This window comes from Leucobacter insecticola (assembly GCF_011382965.1).
GTDB lineage: Bacteria > Actinomycetota > Actinomycetes > Actinomycetales > Microbacteriaceae > Leucobacter > Leucobacter insecticola.
This window is the reverse complement of sequence record NZ_CP049934.1, coordinates 1,485,029-1,507,426: the sequence shown is the minus strand read 5'-3', so window position 1 is coordinate 1,507,426 and position 22,398 is coordinate 1,485,029. Positions and strand designations below refer to the sequence as shown.

The window sequence follows — 22,398 nt, the reverse complement described above, 5'->3', positions numbered from 1 at the left end:
TTTAGCTAGATAGTACAGCGAAGCCATTTACTTATCCCTTTTCGTCGATGTGTGATTGATTCCTCAACGAGTCCTCGACCCGGTAGTTCTCCACTTTCCGATATTCCTCCAGAAATTTCTCTTTCGAGATTTCGCCGCTCAAATATTTTCTTCTGAGATCAGAATACTTTGCTTCGGGGATGTGGCCCATGTCCCAAATGCCCTCACGGGGTTGCTTGGGCTGCCACTCGATCTTCTTCCAGTCGCCCGAGATGTCTTTCACCCATAGCTGGTTTGGCCCTGGAGCACTCGGCGGCGCATCCAATCGGCCCTCTGCAAAATCTTTCAGCTGTTGCGCTCGGGCATTATTCCAAACCTTTTCAACCTGCCCTGGCGCGTAATCAGGACGACTATTCGCATAGGGAAGACGAAACCCGTCGGCGTCATACCCGTACGAATTCGGCTCGCCGAGCTTTGGCAACTTACCAGTTTTGGGTTCGGCTGGGATTTTGGGTGCGGTGGGCGCTTCGCTCCCTTTGGCCCAGTTGAGTGCGGACTTCACCTTCTCCGCAACCGTCACCGCCCCAGCACCAGCACCCTTGAACGCATCCTTCACCCCGTTAGCCAGCCCCTTCACACCAGCCAACACACTCGACCAAGCACCCGCCAACGACTTCGTCACACCCGACAACGGCTTGATCGCACTCGACCCCTGGTTCAACCGGCCAGCAATCGCCACACCACCCGGCACCACCACACTCGCCACCGTCGCAGTCGCGTACCCGATCGCATACGCATCACCCGAAACGACCCGATCCCACGCACCCGTCACCTGACCCCACAACTGCGCCCGAGCCCGCTCATCCGTCGCCAACGCCCCCAACGCCCGATCGGTCTCCACAAGGTTGAACTGCAACGCCCCACCAGCCATATCCACCACCGCAGCACCAGCACCACCCAAAAACTGCAGCACCGGACTCCCCGAATCCCGAGCAGCCTGACCAATCCCCTCGTCATACCACTTCGCCACCCCCGAAGCCGCATCCCCAATCAGGTTCAGCTCCCGACCCGTCTGCCAAATCGACGCATGATTAATCGCACCATTGATCCCGCCCACCAGAAGCGTCCCACCCAACGCCGTCAACCCCAACGAGAACCCACCCGTAAACGGCGTCAACCCCAGACCCACCACCGTGAGGACCGCACCACCAACAATCTGTAACGCATCCCCAACTAGATCCCAGCCAGCCTTCTCCCGACGCTCCCGCTCAAGATCATCCCCATACCCATCAAGCGCGAGCTGCCACCCATCAGACGCAATCTGCGCGTTCTCGTCACAATACGTCGCCATCCCATCGACCAGACCGCCCAAATCCCCAAACGAGACCGCCCAACTCTCCGGCGAGAACGACCTCCCACGCCCAACCTTAAGGTTCCCCACCTCCCGCACGATACGCTTCAGCTCACTTATCGCTTCCTTCACCTGGTCAAACCCAGGATCAGTCGCCTCGTACGACTCCCACGTCGACTGCAACGACGTCGAAATCCCCAACATCCCCCGCAACACACCCGCCGTTTGAGTGACCGCCCGAGAACCAGCACCACCCAACGACACCAAATGCGCAGCATCAGCATCAATATCTTTCAGATCCTGACTCAACCTGTCTAAGTCCGCAATACCCTCGTTGAGCTGAGCCTCATGCCCCGAAAGCTCGTCACGCACCAGCCGGAACCCGCCATCAGTATCCACCCCACGATACCCGTCCCAATACTTCCCCACCGCAGTCTGGAACGTGATCACCGTCAAAAACAACGACTGCGCAATCGGCACATGCACCCGAAGAATATAGTCACGCATCGCATCAGCACCCTGACCCGAGATCTGATCAGAACCCGCCAAACTCTCAAGCCCCGACGCCAACTCAGAAAGCGCCTCAACCCGACGCCCCAGCCCTTTCAACAACCCCGGAGAAGACGCCTGCCACGAATCCGCAGAAAACTCGACCACACTCACTGCGGCACCACACAATCCGCGTCTTCTTTATCCTGCACCACAATATTCACACCAAACTTGCCAAACTCGCCCGCATCACTCTCCGCCAACGCACCATACAGGGCGATCAGTTCCGACAAATCAGAGTAAATCTCAGACACCGCCTTCGCACCAGGAACGTTGAGATTATCTCCCCGCGTCCACCCGTCTTTCGTGCCCGCCACACGAGACGTCAGCTTTGAAACCGTCCGGGCCTCCTCGTGAAACCCTTCCTGAATACCCCGCGTATCCGATGCCATCACCTACTCCTTCTCCACCAACTCCCAGCTACCAACAACATCAACTCCCTGCGATCCCGATCGCCTGCGCAGAAAGCAACGGATGCTCGATCGGGTTAATCGAAAACGCTAACGACCACTGCTTGCTCTTACAGTCACGAATCGCCTGACCGATCTGCCCATCAATCTGCGCAAAAGTTGAGCGGGCATCCTCAAACCTGCTCGTAAACCGGTCGCGCCCCTTCCCCTTCCACTGGTTCGCGCCAGCGTTCTCATACGTGTTGATGTTGAAACCCCACACCTCACTGCGCACGTTCCTCAACTTGGTGACGATAACCCCCAGTTCAATCACCTGTTTCAGTAACCGTTCGTCATTCATCGTCATCCCCCAGATCACGCACATTCGCAAACAAATCATCACTCACACTCGACGCAACCGGAGCAGCAGAGGCAGCAGGAACAGCAGCCACCGGCACCGACGGTTCGCTCTGAGACTTCTGGAACTGCACATACGCGTTATCGAGGATCTCAAGCACGAGCTCATCGTCAGCATCACGGTACCCCTCGAACACGACCCTCATAATGTCGTCATGATTGAAATAGGCAATGTTCGTGTCGATCATGCCCTCGGGATACAGAAACGCACCATAATCAAAGAACTTGTCTTCCACGATCGAGCCACGACTCACGATCAAGAGCTTCTTCACCGACCCGTTCAGGATCACGATGCTCCCGAGCGGCAGAAACGGACGCTTCTCATTCATTTCGTCACTCATACTCTTCTTCCTTTACGTCGTAATTCACCAAACGGGTCTTTGGGGTCCCCCACGATCCCGGCGGCCGGCGTCTCCCCGCCGCCTCAGGATGCTGCAAGGGCGCCGCGGGTGTTGCAACAGCGGCGGGGGCAGCAAGATCCACCCTCAAATCAGGCTCACCCACCGGCACCGGCGGCACCTTCCGCGGCGCCTTCGCGTTCTTCAACAAATCCTTCGCGAAACCCGCCTCTTCCCCACCCTCATACCCGCGATGCAGCACCTTGCTGATCTGGTTCTGCCTGATCACAATCTCTCGCACCCCGGACGCAGCACCCTGCGGATACGGCACACTCTTATAGCCAGCAAGGAACCCATCACCGTCCTTTTGAAAGCCCCGCGCAATAATCACAAACGTGCCCTCATCGTCCTCGATCTGGACGGCACTCCCCAGAGGAAGCAGCTCTGGCATCTCACTCACCGGTGCTTCGCTCATCACGCTGCCCCCTTCACCCGCGGCAGCTTGATCTTCTCAAACATGCTCCCACCACGCATCACAAAGAACGGCTCATCAACACCAGGCTCCGGCTCAGTCGAGGTGCCCATACTCTTCACCAACGCACTGTCATACGCCCTCGCTCCCACCAGACCACTAAACTTCAGATCCCGCAAAAGCTTCGGCACCGGATCAAACGACTTCGAAACATAGTCATGCCTGCTGAAGATCATGAAATCGAGCCCCACCTTAAACGTGTTCTTCAACGCCAACACAAAATCATCAGGCTTCAACCCGGTCTTCACAACAAAATCAGCAAGATTCGCGATCACAAGCACCATCGGGGTGCCCTGCACTTTCTGCTTATTCAACCCCAGATACGCGACGATCCCAGCAACCACCTGCCCCGCATCACCCTTACTCGTGACCCGGCTAAAGTTCGACGGCAACGAGGTCCCCTCAAGCACCTCTTCAAAACTCTCATCGAAATCAACAATCAGGAACTCGGTCCCTGCCCGTCCACCCTGAGTGAGCAGCCGCTGCTGGAACAACACCTCTTGCTCATCGTCCTTCGCAGCGAATAAGAAGAACGGCTGCGTGCGCGGCAAGAACCCTCTCGCCGTGGTCGTGGCCTTCGACAACCCCAAAGGCACACCACCCCCAGCTTCCACCTCCCGCACAGACCCAAACCCGGCAAACACGTCGGGTGTCAATGCCTCGGGCACCATCGGAATCTTCTCCGGCCGTACCCCCACCCAGGCAGCATCCAACACCGAGACCTGTTCCTCAAGCGCAGCAAGCACCTCGGAACTATTCCCGCCCGCACCCGGGAGATAGAACTGGATCGCGGTCGGCACATCAGTGAGCACCTGACCCCGGCCAGGAGCATCAACCTGCAACAGACGTTCACGCCCCATCAACTGAGCCAGCTCACCCTCGTCATTCAAGAACAAGCACAGCTTCGTCGAGATATTGCTGAGCATGTTCACACGAACACCACCCACCCGGCTCGCACTCATCACCACATACACGCCCAGGCCGGCACCCTCACGGAGCACCTGCAGCAACAGATCATCGATCTTGTCTTTCCGGCGATCATTCGCCGTGAGGTTATCGTACCCATCAACCACATTCACGAGAACCGGTAACTGCTGCTTCGTTTTCGTCGTGTACTGCTCAAGATTCGCCACCCCGGCCGCCTTGAACAGCTGCTTCCGAGTCGCGAGCACAACAGCAATCGCTTCAAGCATCTTGCCAAGCTTTTCGCCCTCTTCAAGCGTCACAATATCGGCAACATTCGGCAGATCACGCAACGGCAACAGCCCATTATTCCCAAAGTCGATCAGGTTCACATGCAACTGCTCAGGCGTACACGCCTTCGCAAGGTTCACCACCAACGTCTGCAACACCGTCGACTTCCCATACCCGGGACTCCCAAACACCACCGTATGACCGGCCTTCACAAGATCAAAGTCGTAATTCTCCTGCGCCTGCCGCGACGGAATATCCAGCATCCCCAACGGCACCGCATACCCAGCATCCACACCGGCACCCGCGCCGCGAGGCTCCGGGCTCGGGATAGCCTCCGCGAGACCCGGCAGCCACGGCTTATCAGGAAGCATCAACCCCGCATCCCCATCAAACAGCGACGCGATCGAGTCAATCACCGCTTCAAGCTGCGTCGGCAAATCACTCGTATCCTTGCCCTGCTCAACCTCTTCATCAGGGTCATAAAACAGCTCGTACTGACCAACCTCGTTGATCTTGTAGATCCGCTCATCCACCCGCTCAGTCACAACCGCGTCAGGATCATACGGAAGACCCGCATACCCCGACTGGAACAGCTCATACACTGCAATTCATAATGGAAATCTAGGGAAGGCGCCTCGTTCGGGTTCTCAATCTCGAACTCAATCTTGAAATCACTCATTTGGAGAAGTTCGCCCCCTGGTCAGATTATGCCGGCTCCGCTCATGTGGAGACACCAAACCAAACCAAGGGGTTTCACGACACGCACATCAGTCTTCCAAGGGAACCTCAACTCCGAATCCTTGAACTGGATGCCATGTCGTCACCACCCATTCGGGTGGAAGCTCGGCACGAACCCGCCGAGCCAATTCGTATCCATCCTCCAGAAAGTTGTCTGGAAGCTCGTAGCTTGCTGGGTCATCAGCTGGGAAAATTGCGTCGGCACTGTTTACCCACGCGAGCAGGTCTTGCACCAGCTCGGCACTCAAACCGATCTCGTGACCGTCTAGGTTAGCGAGCCCGTATTTGCCAGACATCCACAGGGCATCGCACTGCCATTCATAATGGACATCTATGACAGGTGGCTCACTCGGATGCTCAACCTCAAACTCAATCTTGAAATCACTCATTTGGAAAAGTTCGCCCCCACGATGTAGCCGTTGTCACCGATAGTTATTGCAAGCTTCAATGTCTTGCCTCCGTACTCAAATTCATAGACAGGCCTCCCCGTCCCTTGCCTTTGATATCTGATTATCCTGCCCTCCTGGATCGCGGTCGTCAACACCTCAGGAATCTGCGCCTCACTAATACCCCTCTGCGCAAACTCAGCGCCATGGACCTCGACAATATGGGCGAGACCAGAAGGATTACCCTCCATCGTCGAATTGATTCCCTTTTCAAGCCAAACAATTCTCCCCTCAGGGGTTTTGAAGATGGTAACAACTTTTTCGGGGCTGACCTTAGCACCATTCTTGAGAAGCTCATCAACAAGAATCTTCTGCGCTGCTGCTGCTTCTGCGGCTTTCTTCGCAGCTGCCGCTTTGGCCGCAGCGGCCGCCCTTTCGGCTTCTTTCGCGGCTTTCGCTACCGCAGATGCCTCTTTCGCGACCGTGGCCCCCTTCACCGCCGCACCAGCACCAAAGGTAAGCACCAGAGTCGCAACATCAGGAACAAGCTTCCCAATCGCATACCAATCCCCAGACACCACCTTCGCCGCAGTGTCTCCCACCGACGCCCACAACTGCTCCCAAGCCTCCTCGCTCGTCGCCAGTAAAGACACCCCTTCCCACAAATCCACCAAATCGAAACTCACCAGAGTCACGAGCAGAGAAACGACACCATCCCCGATACCCGCCAATAACTGCCACCCAGGATTCCCAGACGCCTTCGCAAGACCCGCAGCATTCACCTCATACCACTTCACAAAATCCCCAACGGGTCAAATTCTTTCCCCGTCGACGCGATTATTGCATAACGACTCCCGGACGGAAGCCCCATATTCCAAAACGCATGCTTCCGCGCATTATCACGCAGCAACCGGTCAGCTTCCTCCACGTCTTTCGCATGCTCAGAGAACATGCGCTCCCAACCCGCAGTCGCATTGCGGCCGTACAGTTTGTTGAGACAGTTGTTAGGAGGAACTGTTTCATATGGATCGGAAGAAGTACACGCCTCAGTTCAAGGCTGACGCGGTTGAGTTGGTGATCACCTCGAAGCGCCCGATCGCGCAGTGCGCTGTAGATCTCGGCATTAACGAGGGAACCTTGGGCAACTGGGTGCGCGCGTGGCGTGAAGAACACCCCGAAGACGAGACCGAGGGGCGTGGTCCGGTGGAGTGGGCGAAGTACCAGGCGTTGCAGGCCGAGAACGCGGAGCTGAAGCGTGAGATTGAGTTCCTGGGAAAAGTCAGCGCCTTCTTCGCCGCGAAGCAACGGTAACTGAAGTGTTCTCGTTCATCGCTGCGGAGAAGGCGAACTACCCTGTGGCGTGGATGTGTGCCAAGCTTCGGGTGTCTCGCGCATCGTTCTACCGGTGGGTGAAACCGTCACTGCCGTCGCCGCGTCGGCAACGCCACGAGATGCTGACCGGGCATGTCACACGCGTCTACGATGCTGCGAGGGGGAAGGCCGGCCGTGACCAGATCTGGCGGATTCTGCGGGGCGAGGGCATAGCGGTCGCTGCCGGCACGGTGGGAGCGATCATGCGCGAGCTGGGTTTGAAAGCGGTTCGTGTACGGGCGTGGAAGAAGACCACGGTTGCTGACCCTGCCGCGCGCACCGCGCACATTCGAAACCACATGCTTGACGCGTTCGGGAATCGCCAGTTCACTGCCGATGTCCCAGGTCAGCGGCTGTGTGGGGACCTCACGTATCTGCGCACTGATGAGGGCTGGTTGTATCTGGCGACCGTGATCGACTTGTTCAATGGGGAAATCATCGGGTGGCGGGCCGACACGCATATGCGCACCAGTCTGGTGATCGACGCGCTCGTCATGGCTCGCGATCACGGCCGAGTCGACACGTCTGGGGAAGTGGTATTCCATTCGGATCGTGGTGCCCAATACACCTCGGGCGAGTTTCAGGGCTGGTGCGCGAACAACGGCATCACTCAGTCGATGGGAGAGGTTGGGGTGTGCTGGGACAACGCCGTTGCGGAGTCGTTCTTCTCACATTTGAAGACCGAGATGTTTTACCAGCGGTCCTGGCGGACGTGTCTTCACGCGCGAACAGCGATCATGGACTACATCGAGTCCTGGTACAACCGTCGCCGCCCGCACGCTCGCGCTGGCGGCATACCGCCGGTTGCCGCACGCATTGCTTACGAGACTCGCGACCAGTCCCTGGCCGCGTAAACCTGGAAAGACACAAGAAACTGTCTCAAGAACTTGACGAGCGCAGTGTCAACATACTCACGGAGAGAAGCAACAAGACCGTAAGCGCTATTCACCTTCGCAACATGATCAAATACCACTACCTGCACCCGGTCGTTTCCAAGCGCAAGTAGCTCAGCAACCTGTTCAGGAAGCAACGTCAACCTCTCAATCAGGTCAGACAACCCGGAAATCAGCAAACAGCGTCGCCCAGGCGCGCCATGCTCGACAAACCGAAGAAGGGGTCTGCTGAGGGTTTGGTTGAGTCTAAGATTGCATAGCTTTGAGGCTGTGCTGGAAGGATAACAACCATGCCAAAGAATGTGTTTAGTGATGAGTTCAAGCGAGACGCTGTCGCGCTGGTCGAGTCGGGCATCTCGCAGAAGACGGTGTGTAAAGATCTTGGCGTCTCGAAGTCCGCGTTGCAGTCATGGGTGCGCGACGCGAGGTTCCAGTCCCACGGAATGACCCCGTCAGCTGATCCTGTCGAGCGGGCCGAGATGGCGAAGGCCGTGAAACGGATTCGTGAGCTTGAGATGGAAACCGAAGTGCTCCGTCGCGCGGCAGCATACCTGTCACAGATACACATCACACCCCCAAAATGATCTCCCCGCTCGTCCAAGAGATGGCTGCGCCAGGTGCCCCTGTCAGGGTGCCGGTCGCGGTGGCGTGCCGGGTGTTGGGTTTCAGTGAACAGGCCTACTACCAGTGGCTGAAATGCCCGAAATCTGCGCGCGAGATTGAGGAAGAACACCTCATTAGCGTGCTGCGTGAACTCCACGAGGACGACCCCGAACTCGGGTACCGGTTCCTCGCTGACGAACTCCATGACCTCGGCTACCAGGTGAGCGAACGCAGGGTGTGGCGATTGTGTCATGTTGCAGGCATCAGTTCAGTCATTACGCAGCGTAAGCGCCGCTACCAGCAGGCTGGCCCGCCCGTGGGTGATGACCTCGTGAAGCGTGAGTTCACCGCTACTGGCCCGAACCAAGTGTGGCTGACCGACATCACGGAGCACTGGACAGGTGAGGGGAAGCTGTACCTGTGCGCGATCAAGGACCTCTGGTCGAACAAGATCGTCGGCCAGTCAATGGGGCCGCGCATGAAGGCCAGGCTCGCGGTTCAGGCGCTTACGAACGCGGTCCAGCAGCGCGGCTACCCTGAAGGCGTGATTGTGCATTCGGATCGCGGAAGTCAATTCAGGTCAAGGAAGTTCCAGAAGGCCCTGAAACGGTACAGGTTGAGAGGGTCGATGGGCAGGGTGGGGGCGTGTGGGGATAACGCTGCGATGGAATCCTTCTTCAGTCTGCTGCAGAAGAACGTGCTCGATCGTAAAGCCTGGCGTACTCGGCAAGAGTTGCGGCTCGCGATTGTGCACTGGATTGAAGCGAAGTACCACCGTAAACGCAGACAGCGCCGGCTTGGGAAGCTGACGCCGGTCGAGTTCGAAGTGGTTATGATGGATGCTGTCGCGTTGGCGGCATAACAACCCCTGACTCAACCAAACCCTCAGCAGACCCGACCCTACATGCTCCACGATCCGGCGGGCACCATCAACGTATTCGACGACTTGTACCGCGGTCGCACCCGACGCGGTCTTTACCGTTCGAGCGCGTAACCCCATACACAGAAGTCTACGAGACCCCGAATTAGTGCGGTCACCACGAACCAGAAACCGCATCAAATCAACGATCTACACCCAGAAACACGAGCTACCCCAACAAAGTGGCACGAGTCAGGCCACACGATCCGCGTCTTCTTGATCCTGCACCACAATATTCACACCAAACTTGCCAAACTCGCCCGCATCACTCTCCGCCAACGCACTAGAAACCGGTACCCCAGGAAGAAATTAACTCACGGAAGACTCAGGAGCGCCACAGATCATTCAAGAAAACGTAGCTCATACTTCTCCGGCACCGCATCATGTTGATAGTAGTACCAAAAAACTTCACCGGCTTCAGCCGCGTCAAACGCCTCCTCGGCAGGCACGCCATCGACGCGACCATTCCATACAATATCGACCGTGCCACTTGAGTGCCCCTTTTCAGGCAGAGGTCGAGCAAGCCTATACAGGCCAGCTGATCCGCCAGGGTTTTCTTTACGTATCTCGACCATCATCGCATCAGCGCTCCCAGCCGCCTGCAGAAATAGGTCCGCCCAAGAAGCAGGCAAATCATCTCTCAGCCGCTTTCCCACCGGCAAACGAGACAGAGAAATCGCGAATCTTTCTCTTCCGTCCATCAAAGCTGGGGCTCTTCGGATAACAAACTCAATCCGCGTATCATTAGGAATCTCAGTGTGAGAAGTACCGTTCTTGGATAAAACATGCGTAATAGTAATCATTTTTCCTTCTTCTACGGAACTCTATGATCAATAACTTGAACAATTTCAACGGGCTGACCATTCAAGATCCCCTTAGCAGGATTGCTTTGAGAGACTAGGCCATCGAATTGACGCTGTACGTTACCCGGGCGCATATACTCGCGGTGAGCACCACCACTCTTTATCTCAACACCTATGTATTGATTTCCCTTAACATGTATCAACCCGTCGTATCGGCGCCCCTGGCCTCCCGCTTCCAATCTAACAACTATCTGATCCGGAAGCACATCCACTCCCAGATCGAGGCCAACTTCTTGGAGCCCTAGAGCTTCTTTGTTTGCGCTGATCTTGTCGGAGGTTGTGTACTTCCCGAAAATATCCCTCCCGTCGCCCCGGTCGATTCCCCTGAGCTGCTCACGAACAGCTGTTGGCAGAGCATTGATTTCTTCAAGACTCAACTCACCCCGCCGGATTTTGTCCGCAACGCTTTGCACTCCACCTGCACCTAGTCGGTCTTTGGCCCAGACCAGTGCGGACTTCACCTTCTCCGCAACCGTCACCGCCCCAGCACCAGCACCCTTGAACGCATCCTTCACCCCGTTAGCCAGCCCCTTCACACCAGCCAACACACTCGACCCAGCACCCGCCAACGACTTCGTCACACCCGACAACGGCTTGATCGCACTCGACCCCTGGTTCAACCGGCCAGCAATCGCCACACCACCCGGCACCACCACACTCGCCACCGTCGCAGTCGCGTACCCGATCGCATACGCATCACCCGAAACGACCCGATCCCACGCACCCGTCACCTGACCCCACAACTGCGCCCGAGCCCGCTCTGCGCTCGTCAAGTTCTTGAGACAGTTTCTTGTGTCTTTCCAGGTTTACGCGGCCAGGGACTGGTCGCGAGTCTCGTAAGCAATGCGTGCGGCAACCGGCGGTATGCCGCCAGCGCGAGCGTGCGGGCGGCGACGGTTGTACCAGGACTCGATGTAGTCCATGATCGCTGTTCGCGCGTGAAGACACGTCCGCCAGGACCGCTGGTAAAACATCTCGGTCTTCAAATGTGAGAAGAACGACTCCGCAACGGCGTTGTCCCAGCACACCCCAACCTCTCCCATCGACTGAGTGATGCCGTTGTTCGCGCACCAGCCCTGAAACTCGCCCGAGGTGTATTGGGCACCACGATCCGAATGGAATACCACTTCCCCAGACGTGTCGACTCGGCCGTGATCGCGAGCCATGACGAGCGCGTCGATCACCAGACTGGTGCGCATATGCGTGTCGGCCCGCCACCCGATGATTTCCCCATTGAACAAGTCGATCACGGTCGCCAGATACAACCAGCCCTCATCAGTGCGCAGATACGTGAGGTCCCCACACAGCCGCTGACCTGGGACATCGGCAGTGAACTGGCGATTCCCGAACGCGTCAAGCATGTGGTTTCGAATGTGCGCGGTGCGCGCGGCAGGGTCAGCAACCGTGGTCTTCTTCCACGCCCGTACACGAACCGCTTTCAAACCCAGCTCGCGCATGATCGCTCCCACCGTGCCGGCAGCGACCGCTATGCCCTCGCCCCGCAGAATCCGCCAGATCTGGTCACGGCCGGCCTTCCCCCTCGCAGCATCGTAGACGCGTGTGACATGCCCGGTCAGCATCTCGTGGCGTTGCCGACGCGGCGACGGCAGTGACGGTTTCACCCACCGGTAGAACGATGCGCGAGACACCCGAAGCTTGGCACACATCCACGCCACAGGGTAGTTCGCCTTCTCCGCAGCGATGAACGAGAACACTTCAGTTACCGTTGCTTCGCGGCGAAGAAGGCGCTGACTTTTCCCAGGAACTCAATCTCACGCTTCAGCTCCGCGTTCTCGGCCTGCAACGCCTGGTACTTCGCCCACTCCACCGGACCACGCCCCTCGGTCTCGTCTTCGGGGTGTTCTTCACGCCACGCGCGCACCCAGTTGCCCAAGGTTCCCTCGTTAATGCCGAGATCTACAGCGCACTGCGCGATCGGGCGCTTCGAGGTGATCACCAACTCAACCGCGTCAGCCTTGAACTGAGGCGTGTACTTCTTCCGATCCATATGAAACAGTTCCTCCTAACAACTGTCTCAACAAACTGTACGGCCGCACTCATCCGTCGCCAACGCCCCCAACGCCCGATCGGTCTCCACAAGGTTGAACTGCAACGCCCCACCAGCCATATCCACCACCGCAGCACCAGCACCACCCAAAAACTGCAGCACCGGACTCCCCGAATCCCGAGCAGCCTGACCAATCCCCTCGTCATACCACTTCGCCACCCCCGAAGCCGCATCACCAATCAGGTTCAGCTCCCGACCCGTCTGCCAAATCGACGCATGATTAATCGCACCATTGATCCCGCCCACCAGAAGCGTCCCACCCAACGCCGTCAACCCCAACGAGAACCCACCCGTAAACGGCGTCAACCCCAGACCCACCACCGTGAGGACCGCACCACCAACAATCTGTAACGCATCCCCAACTAGATCCCAGCCAGCCTGCTCCCGACGCGCAGTCTCTACATCATCCCCATACCCATCAAGCGCGAGCTGCCACCCATCAGACGCAATCTGCGCGTTCTCGTCACAATACGTCGCCATCCCATCGACCAGACCGCCCAAATCCCCAAACGAGACCGCCCAACTCTCCGGCGAGAACGACCTCCCACGCCCAACCTTGAGGTTCCCCACCTCCCGCACGATACGCTTCAGCTCACTTATCGCTTCCTTCACCTGGTCAAACCCAGGATCAGTCGCCTCGTACGACTCCCACGTCGACTGCAACGACGTCGAAATCCCCAACATCCCCGCAACACACCCGCCGTTTGAGTGACCGCCCGAGAACCAGCACCACCCAACGACACCAAATGCGCAGCATCAGCATCAATATCTTTCAGATCCTGACTCAACCTGTCTAAGTCCGCAATACCCTCGTTGAGCTGAGCCTCATGCGCCGAAAGCTCGTCACGCACCAACCGGAACCCGCCATCAGTATCCACCCCACGATACCCGTCCCAATACTTCCCCACCGCAGTCTGGAACGTCACCACCGTCAAAAACAACGACTGCGCAATCGGCACATGCACCCGAAGAATATAGTCACGCATCGCATCAGCACCCTGACCCGAGATCTGATCAGAACCCGCCAAACTCTCAAGCCCCGACGCCAACTCAGAAAGCGCCTCAACCCGACGCCCCAGCCCTTTCAACAACCCCGGAGAAGACGCCTGCCACGAATCCGCAGAAAACTCGACCACACTCACTGTGCGGCCGTACAGTTTGTTGAGACAGTTGTTAGGAGGAACTGTTTCATATGGATCGGAAGAAGTACACGCCTCAGTTCAAGGCTGACGCGGTTGAGTTGGTGATCACCTCGAAGCGCCCGATCGCGCAGTGCGCTGTAGATCTCGGCATTAACGAGGGAACCTTGGGCAACTGGGTGCGCGCGTGGCGTGAAGAACACCCCGAAGACGAGACCGAGGGCGTGGTCCGGTGGAGTGGGCGAAGTACCAGGCGTTGCAGGCCGAGAACGCGGAGCTGAAGCGTGAGATTGAGTTCCTGGGAAAAGTCAGCGCCTTCTTCGCCGCGAAGCAACGGTAACTGAAGTGTTCTCGTTCATCGCTGCGGAGAAGGCGAACTACCCTGTGGCGTGGATGTGTGCCAAGCTTCGGGTGTCTCGCGCATCGTTCTACCGGTGGGTGAAACCGTCACTGCCGTCGCCGCGTCGGCAACGCCACGAGATGCTGACCGGGCATGTCACACGCGTCTACGATGCTGCGAGGGGAAGGCCGGCCGTGACCAGATCTGGCGGATTCTGCGGGGCGAGGGCATAGCGGTCGCTGCCGGCACGGTGGGAGCGATCATGCGCGAGCTGGGTTTGAAAGCGGTTCGTGTACGGGCGTGGAAGAAGACCACGGTTGCTGACCCTGCCGCGCGCACCGCGCACATTCGAAACCACATGCTTGACGCGTTCGGGAATCGCCAGTTCACTGCCGATGTCCCAGGTCAGCGGCTGTGTGGGGACCTCACGTATCTGCGCACTGATGAGGGCTGGTTGTATCTGGCGACCGTGATCGACTTGTTCAATGGGGAAATCATCGGGTGGCGGGCCGACACGCATATGCGCACCAGTCTGGTGATCGACGCGCTCGTCATGGCTCGCGATCACGGCCGAGTCGACACGTCTGGGGAAGTGGTATTCCATTCGGATCGTGGTGCCCAATACACCTCGGGCGAGTTTCAGGGCTGGTGCGCGAACAACGGCATCACTCAGTCGATGGGAGAGGTTGGGGTGTGCTGGGACAACGCCGTTGCGGAGTCGTTCTTCTCACATTTGAAGACCGAGATGTTTTACCAGCGGTCCTGGCGGACGTGTCTTCACGCGCGAACAGCGATCATGGACTACATCGAGTCCTGGTACAACCGTCGCCGCCCGCACGCTCGCGCTGGCGGCATACCGCCGGTTGCCGCACGCATTGCTTACGAGACTCGCGACCAGTCCCTGGCCGCGTAAACCTGGAAAGACACAAGAAACTGTCTCAAGAACTTGACGAGCGCAGAGCGGGCTCGGGCGCAGTTGTGGGGTCAGGTGACGGGTGCGTGGGATCGGGTCGTTTCGGGTGATGCGTATGCGATCGGGTACGCGACTGCGACGGTGGCGAGTGTGGTGGTGCCGGGTGGTGTGGCGATTGCTGGCCGGTTGAACCAGGGGTCGAGTGCGATCAAGCCGTTGTCGGGTGTGACGAAGTCGTTGGCGGGTGCTGGGTCGAGTGTGTTGGCTGGTGTGAAGGGGCTGGCTAACGGGGTGAAGGATGCGTTCAAGGGTGCTGGTGCTGGGCTGTGACGGTTGCGGAGAAGGTGAAGTCCGCACTCACCTGGGCCAAAGGAAATCTCGGCACGGGCGCAGCGAAAGCCAGCGATGAACTCATCTCGGTAGAAAGGGTATCGGAGACCGGCGCCAAGCTTCATTCAAGCCTTGTAGGAGAAGAAATTGCTAGTGGACATGCTTTTCAGAAACACGTTATTGACCAGAAAGAGTTTCCTGGCATAACCACACGAGAACAGTTTGCGAGACTCATCGAGGATGTGGTTCAAAATGGTCAAAAACGAGAGCTTACTAATGGGAAGACTTACTATTGGAAGGACGGTACGTTAGTGATTCGAAACCCTCGTGCCATTGATGGTGGAACTGCCTATAGGCCGGTGGAAGGAATGCAAGACTTCTTACTGGGGAGGATAAAGTAGCGATGCGTTTGTTGTACTTTGATGAAGATGTTAATAACTATGAACATCTGGAAAAGGTGTTTTCGACGGCTGACGTTTCTCCGCAGGAAGTCGTCGTTGTGGCTCGAGGGGACGAGCTACAGACGCTTACGAGCATCATTGGTCAAGCACTAGGGCTGTTACAGGGCGATGATTTTACGGAACGGGTGAAAATGACTCCCGACCAAGCAAGAAGTTTGCAGCGGGCCATAGCTGAGATTCTGGACGCGACTTATACGCCGGCATAAGCTTTACCTAGTTAAGGACCCTTCATGAAAGCTATTAATCCAGATATCTCCCTGTCAAGAGACTATCAAGATAGATTTGTTCCTTCCGAGTCTCTCGAAGTCCCTAGAGGTGATGTCATTGTCGCCATTGAGCGTTCCGGGCTTCTTGCTTGTGCTGAGATGCTTGCAGTCTGCTTAGAGGGCATTGAGGAATGGGAGTTCGACACTCGCGTGGATGTGCTGCCCGAAGACGCTCTTACCGTGATTGAACACCTGAAAACAGTTGCGCAAGATTGAAATGCAACCGTAGAGGGAAGGCTTCAATCTGTCACATGGTGATGCGATGGTTTGGGGTGCTGTGTGTTGCTGGTCTCTTGTTCGGGCTCAGGGTCTGATGCACGTTTAGGTGACATTCAACATGGCTAGCTTCTGCTGGTCTGGAAGGATGAACCTATGCCCCTCGTTACCCCAAAGAGTTCCGCGACGACGTCGTAAGAGGGTGTCAAATAGTTTGTGTAAGCCGGGGATCCCCGGAAGGAACGCAACACTATGGAGACCATGTCGTATCAAGACGAGGAACGCGCCGAAAGGCGTCGTACACAGAAAGAGATCGCTGACCAGCTGAGGGCCTCTGGCGCGTTGGATGACATCTTCGCGCAGATGGACGCGGGTGCCCCGTTGACCGGCGACAACGGGCTACTCGGCGGGATCGTGAAGGCCGCCCTCGAACGCGGCCTGGAAACGGAGCTGAGTGACCATCTCGGGTATGAGAAAGGAGATCCCGAAGCAAACATTTACCCGAATTCCCGGAATGGGACGTCAGCGAAAACCGTATCGACCGAGGTCGGTGATATTGAGCTTGCGATCCCCAGGGACCGGAACGGGTCATTCACGCCGATGCTCGTCCCGAAAGGCCAGCGCCGCCTCGACGGATTAGACGGCATGATCATCTCGCTCTATGCGGGCGGGATGACGATCCGTGAGATCCAGCATCACCTGTACTCAACGCTGGGCACTGACCTGTCACACGAGACGATCTCGAAGATCACGGACCAGATCCAAGACGAGGTCCTTGCCTGGCAGACGCGCCCCTTGGAGCCGTTGTACCCGGTGATCTATCTCGACGCGATCATCGTGAAGATCCGTGATGGTGGGCACGTCCGAAACAAGGCCGCACATATCGCGGTCGGCGTCGATATGGACGGCATCAAGCACGTCCTCGGGATTTGGGTACAAGCAACCGAGGGGGCAAAGTTTTGGGCAGCCGTGTGTGCAGAGCTCGCGAACCGTGGCGTGCGTGACGTGTTGATCGTCGCGTGTGACGGTTTGACCGGGTTCCCCGAAGCGATCCAGGCGACCTGGCCTGAAGCGACGGTACAGACCTGCGTGGTGCACCTGATCCGTGCCGCAATGCGGTTCGTGAACTACCAAGACCGGAAAGCTGTCGCCTCGGCCCTGAAACCGATCTACCAGGCCGTCAACGAGGATGCCGCGCTTGAAGCGCTCGAAGAGTTCTCGAACTCGACGTTGGGGAAGAAATATCCATCGGCGGTGAAATCGTTTCAAGACGCGTGGGATCGTTTCATTCCGTTCCTCGCGTTCCCGCCGGAACTTCGGCGGGTGATCTACACCACCAACGCGATCGAATCGTTGAACTATCAGCTGCGGAAGGTGACGAAGAACCGTGGTCATTTCCCCAACGATGCTGCGGCGGTGAAGCTATTGTGGCTCGCGATCTGCAACATCGAAGACAAGCGTGCCCGGGAACGCCAGAAAGAACGGGGAAAGCCTGCCAAAGAACGCAACGCGAAGCCTCGCCTGATCGAGGGCGCAGTGACTACGAACTGGAAGACAGCGCTCGCGCAGCTCGCGCTCGCGTACCCCGACCGTATCGAGCCCTACCTCTAAAACTGCACCCGAAAGGACACCTATCATGACCGCCACACTCGATATTGAAGAAGGCCTCACCGCGCAAGAAGCCTGGCTGATTCTTGCCGATGATGTTCTCTGGACCTTGGCCGAGTTTCTGCCCAAACTGAGTCGGGAAGCGAAACGAGAGATCACGGACCAGCTCGGCTACATCGGGGGCGCTACAGCTCTTGGGACGAGCTTGCTGCGACAACCCGGACCACCTCAAACAACATCAACCCAGAAAACTAAATCCCGCAGCTTACACAAACCTCTTGACAGGCCCTCTTCAGAACCGCCTCAACCAGGCTTACATGCGAGAAGGGAGCACTCCCCTAAAGGGGGGCGATGGTTCCCTTGTGGATGCGATAAGACAGGAACTACTCACAGGTGAAAGAATTGGGGGAGGTGACCATATCAGTAAGGGGCGAAACGTAAGAGGGTCCCTGAGAAATTGGCTCCGACTGAACAAGGGGGCCGATCCATCCGATATTGAGACCGCAAAGAGAATCTTGCAAGAAATTGAGGACGCGCTAAATGGAAAATGAATCGCATGAAGACGATCAGCTTGATGAGGAGTTTTGTCGGAACCTCGTGGAAAAGGTTCCCGAAACTGCCCCGCTTCTTGAAGAACACTTGAAGGATCAAGGCGGAGAATTGCTGGCCTACATTTTTATGAGCGGTGTTGCCGAGTGGGCTGAGAAAAATGCAGAGGCGAAAACAGCTGATGTGGTTCAGCTCCTTGCGGTGCTTAATCAAGGACTTGCTGAGGGCAAGCGCGATGTACCGAATCTCATCGTGGTTGGATTCGTCGAATGGCTTCTGCGAGACACTCCCTTGAAATCTCTTCTACAAGGTGAGCTCAAAGCTTGGCACGATTTTCATACAGGAGCATCTGAGAGTCATCCCTTTTTGCGAAGAGGCGACTAGGGCCAATGCCGTTCGGTTAAGTGTTTCTCGATGATGTCAATACTCCCGGGCGAGGCTACTCCCGGAAGTAGCGCGGCTCTTGTAGGAATAGATCTGTCCGCCAAGACCGATCCAACCGACAAGAGCCGCGATGTCCCATTTGCGGCCGTACAGTTTGTTGAGACAGTTGTTAGGAGGAACTGTTTCATATGGATCGGAAGAAGTACACGCCGCAGTTCAAGGCTGACGCGGTTGAGCTGGTGATCACCTCGAAGCGCCCGATCGCGCAGTACGCTGTGGATCTCGGCATTAACGAGGGAACCTTGGGCAACTGGGTGCGCGCGTGGCGTGAAGAACACCCCGAAGACGAGACCGAGGGGCGTGGTCCGGTGGAGTGGGCGAAGTACCAGGCGTTGCAGGCCGAGAACGCGGAGCTGAAGCGTGAGATTGAGTTCCTGGGAAAAATCAGCGCCTTCTTCGCCGCGAAGCAACGGTAACTGAAGTGTTCTCGTTCATTGAAGCGCTCTTAATCGGAGTGCCCGGACGATACTTCTCGAGCATCTCGTCCAAATACTTCCTAGCACCTGAGTTGACCGCTTTTGGTTGGTTTCGCTTATACCGGCCCTGGGAATGGCTTGTTTATGCGGGAGTTTCAGCGGGGCGGGGCACTAAGGAACGTGTTTGTACCCTGGTTTCATGGGTGAATACGTGCGCCGTGTGAAGACAAGGTCGGGTGCGACCGCGGTGCAGATCGCGTCGAAGACGCGCGGGGTGCGCACCATCATTGAACATATCGGTTCCGCGCACACCGATCTGGAACTCGAGTTGATGGTCCAGACCGCGAAAACTCGTGTCAGGGAACGCGCTCAGGCTGCCGGGGAGACAGAGCTCCAGATCGATACCCCCACCGACCCAGTCGTGCCGCGCATCACGATGCAACACTCCTACTCGCGTCTGCTCTACGACACTCTCGTAGGCCTGTACGACCGGCTTGGCTTCACCGATGCAGTGACCGACCGGGTGTTTCGTGACCTTGTCGTCGCGCGTCTTATCGAGCCCGCTTCAAAGCTCGACACGATCCGTATTCTTGAGAACCTCGGGCTGAAAGCCCCTCGAATAGTGGCATTCACCGGTCATTGAACCAAGCAGCAGACCAGGGCTATCGAGACAAGTTCGCTGCCGCCTGCGTCGCGTTCAGAGGAACGAAACGCCTCACACTCGTGTTGTACGACGTCACCACATTGTTCTTCCAAGTCGAGCAAGAGGATGAGTATCGTAAGCCCGGCCTGTCCAAAGAACGCAGGCTCGAACCCCAGATCGTGGTTGGATTACTCGTCGACGAACGCGGGTTCCCGCTGCAGCTGCATTCATTCGAAGGGAACAAGGCCGAAACGCTCACCCTCGTGCCCGTGCTCGACGCGTTCCGAGCGCAGCACCCCGAAGTGACGGTGAGCGTCGCGTGTGACGCAGGCATGCTGTCAGCCGCGAACCTTCTTGCGTTAGAAGACGCCGGCTACTCATTCATTGTCGGCTCGAGAATCGCGAAAACTCCGCCAGATGTCGCCGCATACCAGCACGACGGTTCTGAACTTTCTGACGGGCAGATCTTCGAGAGCCGTCAGTGGTTTGGTCGTGGCGAGACGAGGCGTGAACGAAGGGTGGTGTACCAGTACCGCGAGAAGCGTGCCCGCTTGGATCTGCGCAATATCGAGAAACAAGTTGAGAAAGCGAAGAAAGTCGTTGCTGGGACTACACCCGTGAAAAAGGGCCGGTTCCTGAAGATTAGTGGTGCATCGAAAAGCGTTGACGGGGCTCTGGTGGAATCAGCCAGGCAGCGGGCCGGGATGAAAGGGTATGTCACGAACCTGCCGGTCCTGACTGCGCCCGCGCTGACAGTGATTGATGCATACCATCAGCTGTTCAACGTCGAAGCATCGTTTCGGATGGCGAAGACAGACCTCAAAGCCAGACCGATCTATCACCGGCAGCGGGAGAAGATCGAGGCGCATTTGACGGTTGTGTTCTGCGCGATAGCGATCTCGCGGCATATCCAAGAAGTGACTGGTGTGTCGGTAAAGAAGTGTGTGCAGCAGCTCGCCCGGGTGCAAGACGGGGTGGTCTCGATCGCGGGCGTGGAGCATATCGTTCCGGCCGCGATACCGGGAGAGGTACGTGAATTATTGACTCGGCTCGGAAGGTCGGGTGCGGGGCACTAAAACGGTCAACTCAGGAGCAACGGTAACTGAAGTGTTCTCGTTCATTGAAGCGCTCTTAATCGGAGTGCCCGGACGATACTTCTCGAGCATCTCGTCCAAATACTTCCTAGCAGTCCGCGGCGTCACATCAGCAAGCTGAGTGTTCTTCCTCGAGACAATCTCTCTACCCGGAACATAGGAATCAAGAACTTTGTTATTCTCAAGCCGAATTTCATTCATATCACCGTAACGGTGATGGCGATGGGGGCGCCGGCGTTTCCAGCGTTCTTCATCGAATCACCCGACGCAACCACGACGAGCGCGCAGCCAGCGCCGCCCGCGTCAGCTCAATTTCGGGCATATATATGTCGAAGCCGTGACAGCCTCCCGACCACACATGCAGCTCAGCCTGGCCACCCGTGGCCCAGATCCTGCTGGCATACTCGATGTCTTCATCACGGAACATTTCAGCTGCCCCCACTTCGATGTAGGCAGGGGGTAGCCCAGAGAGATCCGCCGCCCGCGTCGGAGCAGCGTAGGCTGGCGCGGACTCACTCGCGGCAAGATCCGTGCCCAGCACGCACTCCCACGCAAGCAGCGCAGCCGAGCGCTGCCAGGTGCCAATGCCGTCATATTGCAGGCTCGACACCGTCGAGTTCGTGTTGTCGAGCATTGGGCAGAGCATCAACTGCCCGGCCATCTTGGGGCCGCCTCGATCCCTCGCGAGAAGCGCAACCGCGGCGGTAAATCCCCCTCCGGCACTACCCCCCATCACGACAATGCGTTCGGGATCTACGCCGAGACGTGCGGCGTTTTCTACAAGCCAGACGAAGCCGTCATAACAATCCTCAACACCGGCAGGGTAGGGATCTTCGGGGGCGAGGCGGTACTCAACAAGCACGCCGACCGCCCGATGCTCCGCCACCAATTCCGCGATCCGCCCGGCCTCGGCCGAGCGATGCCCAACGATCATCCCGCCGCCGTGAATGTTATAGAGGGTGGGGAGCTTCTCTCCTGCGGATCCGCGGGGGCGCAGGATCGTGATTTCGATCGTGTGGTCGCTCGTTGCGGACTGTACCCGATGCTCTTCGTGATCGATCGCAAGGTCACCGATAGCTTCGGCATAGATCGCGCTGAGGTCCCCGACGTCACCCCTAGGCAACGTCTCTCGCGTGAGCGGCACCGAGATTTCAGGAACGGCATCGAGCGCGTGTTGCACCTCGGGGTCGAACGGAACAGGGGGATATCGCAGCGACATAGTCCAGGTTTCCTTCTCTTCTTCGAGTAGTGGCGATCGCGATGGATCGATAGAAGATATTTCTACACCAGTAGAAAACTTTTTCCAAGACCCCTTGCGAAAGTTTTCTACAAATGTAGAATCAAAATTGCACAGCGACGTGCAAGAGGCGCTCCACGCGGTTCGCCTTG

Annotated in this window: 26 protein-coding genes and 1 pseudogene; 12 read left to right on the top strand and 15 right to left on the bottom strand. The window is 57.4% G+C overall.

Features of this window, described 5'->3' with window-relative positions; all coding sequences use genetic code 11:
* Positions 1-31: 31 nt before the first annotated feature.
* The 8 genes from G7067_RS06925 to G7067_RS13795 all read right to left on the bottom strand — a co-directional run bounded on the left by G7067_RS06925 (position 32) and on the right by G7067_RS13795 (position 6,670).
* Positions 32-1,993, bottom strand: coding sequence for a GH-E family nuclease (locus G7067_RS06925; protein WP_166323019.1), 1,962 nt, complete (start codon positions 1,991-1,993; stop codon positions 32-34).
* Entirely contained in the window at positions 1,990-2,271 is a 282-nt protein-coding gene (locus G7067_RS06920) for a hypothetical protein (protein ID WP_166323017.1), read from the bottom strand. The genes G7067_RS06925 and G7067_RS06920 overlap by 4 nt, the downstream gene beginning before the upstream one ends.
* 40 nt (positions 2,272-2,311) lie before the next feature.
* Complete coding sequence (locus G7067_RS06915; RefSeq protein ID WP_166323015.1) at positions 2,312-2,629, bottom strand: hypothetical protein; 318 nt, start codon at positions 2,627-2,629, stop codon at positions 2,312-2,314.
* Positions 2,622-3,026: a DUF4176 domain-containing protein gene (locus G7067_RS06910; RefSeq protein ID WP_205881087.1), complete on the bottom strand. Its 405-nt coding sequence runs from the start codon at positions 3,024-3,026 to the stop codon at positions 2,622-2,624. The genes G7067_RS06915 and G7067_RS06910 overlap by 8 nt, the downstream gene beginning before the upstream one ends.
* Positions 3,019-3,498, bottom strand: a complete 480-nt coding sequence (locus tag G7067_RS06905; protein ID WP_166323013.1) for a DUF4176 domain-containing protein — start codon at positions 3,496-3,498, stop codon at positions 3,019-3,021. The genes G7067_RS06910 and G7067_RS06905 overlap by 8 nt, the downstream gene beginning before the upstream one ends.
* Complete coding sequence (locus G7067_RS06900) at positions 3,498-5,351, bottom strand: FtsK/SpoIIIE domain-containing protein (protein ID WP_205881086.1); 1,854 nt, start codon at positions 5,349-5,351, stop codon at positions 3,498-3,500. Before G7067_RS06900 ends, G7067_RS06905 begins: the two co-directional genes overlap by 1 nt.
* 165 nt (positions 5,352-5,516) lie before the next feature.
* Positions 5,517-5,876, bottom strand: coding sequence for a hypothetical protein (locus G7067_RS06895; RefSeq protein WP_166323011.1), 360 nt, complete (start codon positions 5,874-5,876; stop codon positions 5,517-5,519).
* Entirely contained in the window at positions 5,873-6,670 is a 798-nt protein-coding gene (locus G7067_RS13795) for a DUF4258 domain-containing protein (RefSeq protein WP_205881085.1), read from the bottom strand. The genes G7067_RS06895 and G7067_RS13795 overlap by 4 nt, the downstream gene beginning before the upstream one ends.
* A gap of 226 nt (positions 6,671-6,896) precedes the next feature.
* On the opposite strand from G7067_RS13795, the gene G7067_RS06885 reads away from it, so the two are divergent.
* Positions 6,897-8,098, top strand: a protein-coding gene (locus G7067_RS06885) for an IS3 family transposase (protein WP_166323001.1) whose coding sequence is annotated in 2 segments (ribosomal slippage) — positions 6,897-7,146 and positions 7,146-8,098 — 1,203 coding nt in all. Because the reading frame shifts where the segments join, the coding sequence is not laid out codon by codon here.
* Here G7067_RS06885 and G7067_RS06880 read toward each other — a convergent pair.
* Positions 8,065-8,301 (bottom strand): hypothetical protein, encoded by a 237-nt coding sequence (locus G7067_RS06880; RefSeq protein WP_166323009.1) that lies wholly within the window; start codon positions 8,299-8,301, stop codon positions 8,065-8,067. The genes G7067_RS06885 and G7067_RS06880 overlap by 34 nt on opposite strands.
* A 126-nt stretch (positions 8,302-8,427) precedes the next feature.
* Between G7067_RS06880 and G7067_RS06875 the strand changes: the two genes are divergently transcribed.
* Positions 8,428-9,602, top strand: a protein-coding gene (locus tag G7067_RS06875) for an IS3 family transposase (RefSeq protein ID WP_166323007.1) whose coding sequence is annotated in 2 segments (ribosomal slippage) — positions 8,428-8,707 and positions 8,707-9,602 — 1,176 coding nt in all. Because the reading frame shifts where the segments join, the coding sequence is not laid out codon by codon here.
* A gap of 398 nt (positions 9,603-10,000) precedes the next feature.
* Here G7067_RS06875 and G7067_RS06870 read toward each other — a convergent pair.
* The 5 genes from G7067_RS06870 to G7067_RS06850 all read right to left on the bottom strand — a co-directional run bounded on the left by G7067_RS06870 (position 10,001) and on the right by G7067_RS06850 (position 13,732).
* Positions 10,001-10,462 (bottom strand): hypothetical protein, encoded by a 462-nt coding sequence (locus G7067_RS06870; protein WP_166323005.1) that lies wholly within the window; start codon positions 10,460-10,462, stop codon positions 10,001-10,003.
* Between the two features lie 11 nt (positions 10,463-10,473).
* Entirely contained in the window at positions 10,474-11,187 is a 714-nt protein-coding gene (locus G7067_RS06865) for a hypothetical protein (protein ID WP_166323003.1), read from the bottom strand.
* A 141-nt stretch (positions 11,188-11,328) separates the two neighbouring features.
* Positions 11,329-12,530, bottom strand: a protein-coding gene (locus tag G7067_RS06860) for an IS3 family transposase (protein ID WP_166323001.1) whose coding sequence is annotated in 2 segments (ribosomal slippage) — positions 11,329-12,281 and positions 12,281-12,530 — 1,203 coding nt in all. Because the reading frame shifts where the segments join, the coding sequence is not laid out codon by codon here.
* A 27-nt stretch (positions 12,531-12,557) separates the two neighbouring features.
* Positions 12,558-13,253, bottom strand: a complete 696-nt coding sequence (locus G7067_RS06855) for a hypothetical protein (protein ID WP_166322999.1) — start codon at positions 13,251-13,253, stop codon at positions 12,558-12,560.
* Positions 13,199-13,732 (bottom strand): LXG domain-containing protein, encoded by a 534-nt coding sequence (locus G7067_RS06850; RefSeq protein WP_166322997.1) that lies wholly within the window; start codon positions 13,730-13,732, stop codon positions 13,199-13,201. Before G7067_RS06850 ends, G7067_RS06855 begins: the two co-directional genes overlap by 55 nt.
* Positions 13,733-13,782: 50 nt before the next feature.
* Between G7067_RS06850 and G7067_RS14235 the strand changes: the two genes are divergently transcribed.
* The 10 genes and pseudogenes from G7067_RS14235 (at position 13,783) to G7067_RS06800 (ending at position 20,991) form a co-directional block, all read left to right on the top strand.
* Positions 13,783-14,010, top strand: a complete 228-nt coding sequence (locus G7067_RS14235; protein ID WP_244300987.1) for a transposase — start codon at positions 13,783-13,785, stop codon at positions 14,008-14,010.
* Between the two features lie 153 nt (positions 14,011-14,163).
* The gene (locus G7067_RS06845) at positions 14,164-14,982 is read left to right on the top strand and encodes an IS3 family transposase (protein WP_244300986.1); all 819 of its coding nucleotides are present in this window, start codon (positions 14,164-14,166) and stop codon (positions 14,980-14,982) included.
* A gap of 33 nt (positions 14,983-15,015) precedes the next feature.
* Positions 15,016-15,312, top strand: a complete 297-nt coding sequence (locus G7067_RS06840; RefSeq protein WP_166322995.1) for a hypothetical protein — start codon at positions 15,016-15,018, stop codon at positions 15,310-15,312.
* Positions 15,309-15,713, top strand: coding sequence for a hypothetical protein (locus G7067_RS06835; protein WP_166322993.1), 405 nt, complete (start codon positions 15,309-15,311; stop codon positions 15,711-15,713). The genes G7067_RS06840 and G7067_RS06835 overlap by 4 nt, the downstream gene beginning before the upstream one ends.
* 2 nt (positions 15,714-15,715) lie before the next feature.
* Entirely contained in the window at positions 15,716-15,979 is a 264-nt protein-coding gene (locus tag G7067_RS06830) for a hypothetical protein (protein WP_166322991.1), read from the top strand.
* A 24-nt stretch (positions 15,980-16,003) separates the two neighbouring features.
* Positions 16,004-16,255, top strand: coding sequence for a hypothetical protein (locus G7067_RS06825; RefSeq protein ID WP_166322989.1), 252 nt, complete (start codon positions 16,004-16,006; stop codon positions 16,253-16,255).
* A 261-nt stretch (positions 16,256-16,516) separates the two neighbouring features.
* Positions 16,517-17,866: an IS256 family transposase gene (locus G7067_RS06820; RefSeq protein ID WP_166325887.1), complete on the top strand. Its 1,350-nt coding sequence runs from the start codon at positions 16,517-16,519 to the stop codon at positions 17,864-17,866.
* Between the two features lie 537 nt (positions 17,867-18,403).
* Positions 18,404-18,796 (top strand): DUF7674 family protein, encoded by a 393-nt coding sequence (locus G7067_RS06815; protein WP_166322987.1) that lies wholly within the window; start codon positions 18,404-18,406, stop codon positions 18,794-18,796.
* A gap of 188 nt (positions 18,797-18,984) precedes the next feature.
* Entirely contained in the window at positions 18,985-19,272 is a 288-nt protein-coding gene (locus tag G7067_RS06810) for a transposase (RefSeq protein ID WP_166322985.1), read from the top strand.
* 199 nt (positions 19,273-19,471) lie between these two features.
* Positions 19,472-20,991: pseudogene (locus G7067_RS06800) on the top strand (IS1634 family transposase).
* 268 nt (positions 20,992-21,259) lie between these two features.
* Here G7067_RS06800 and G7067_RS06795 read toward each other — a convergent pair.
* Positions 21,260-22,228 (bottom strand): alpha/beta hydrolase, encoded by a 969-nt coding sequence (locus G7067_RS06795; protein ID WP_166322979.1) that lies wholly within the window; start codon positions 22,226-22,228, stop codon positions 21,260-21,262.
* Positions 22,229-22,398: the final 170 nt, after the last annotated feature.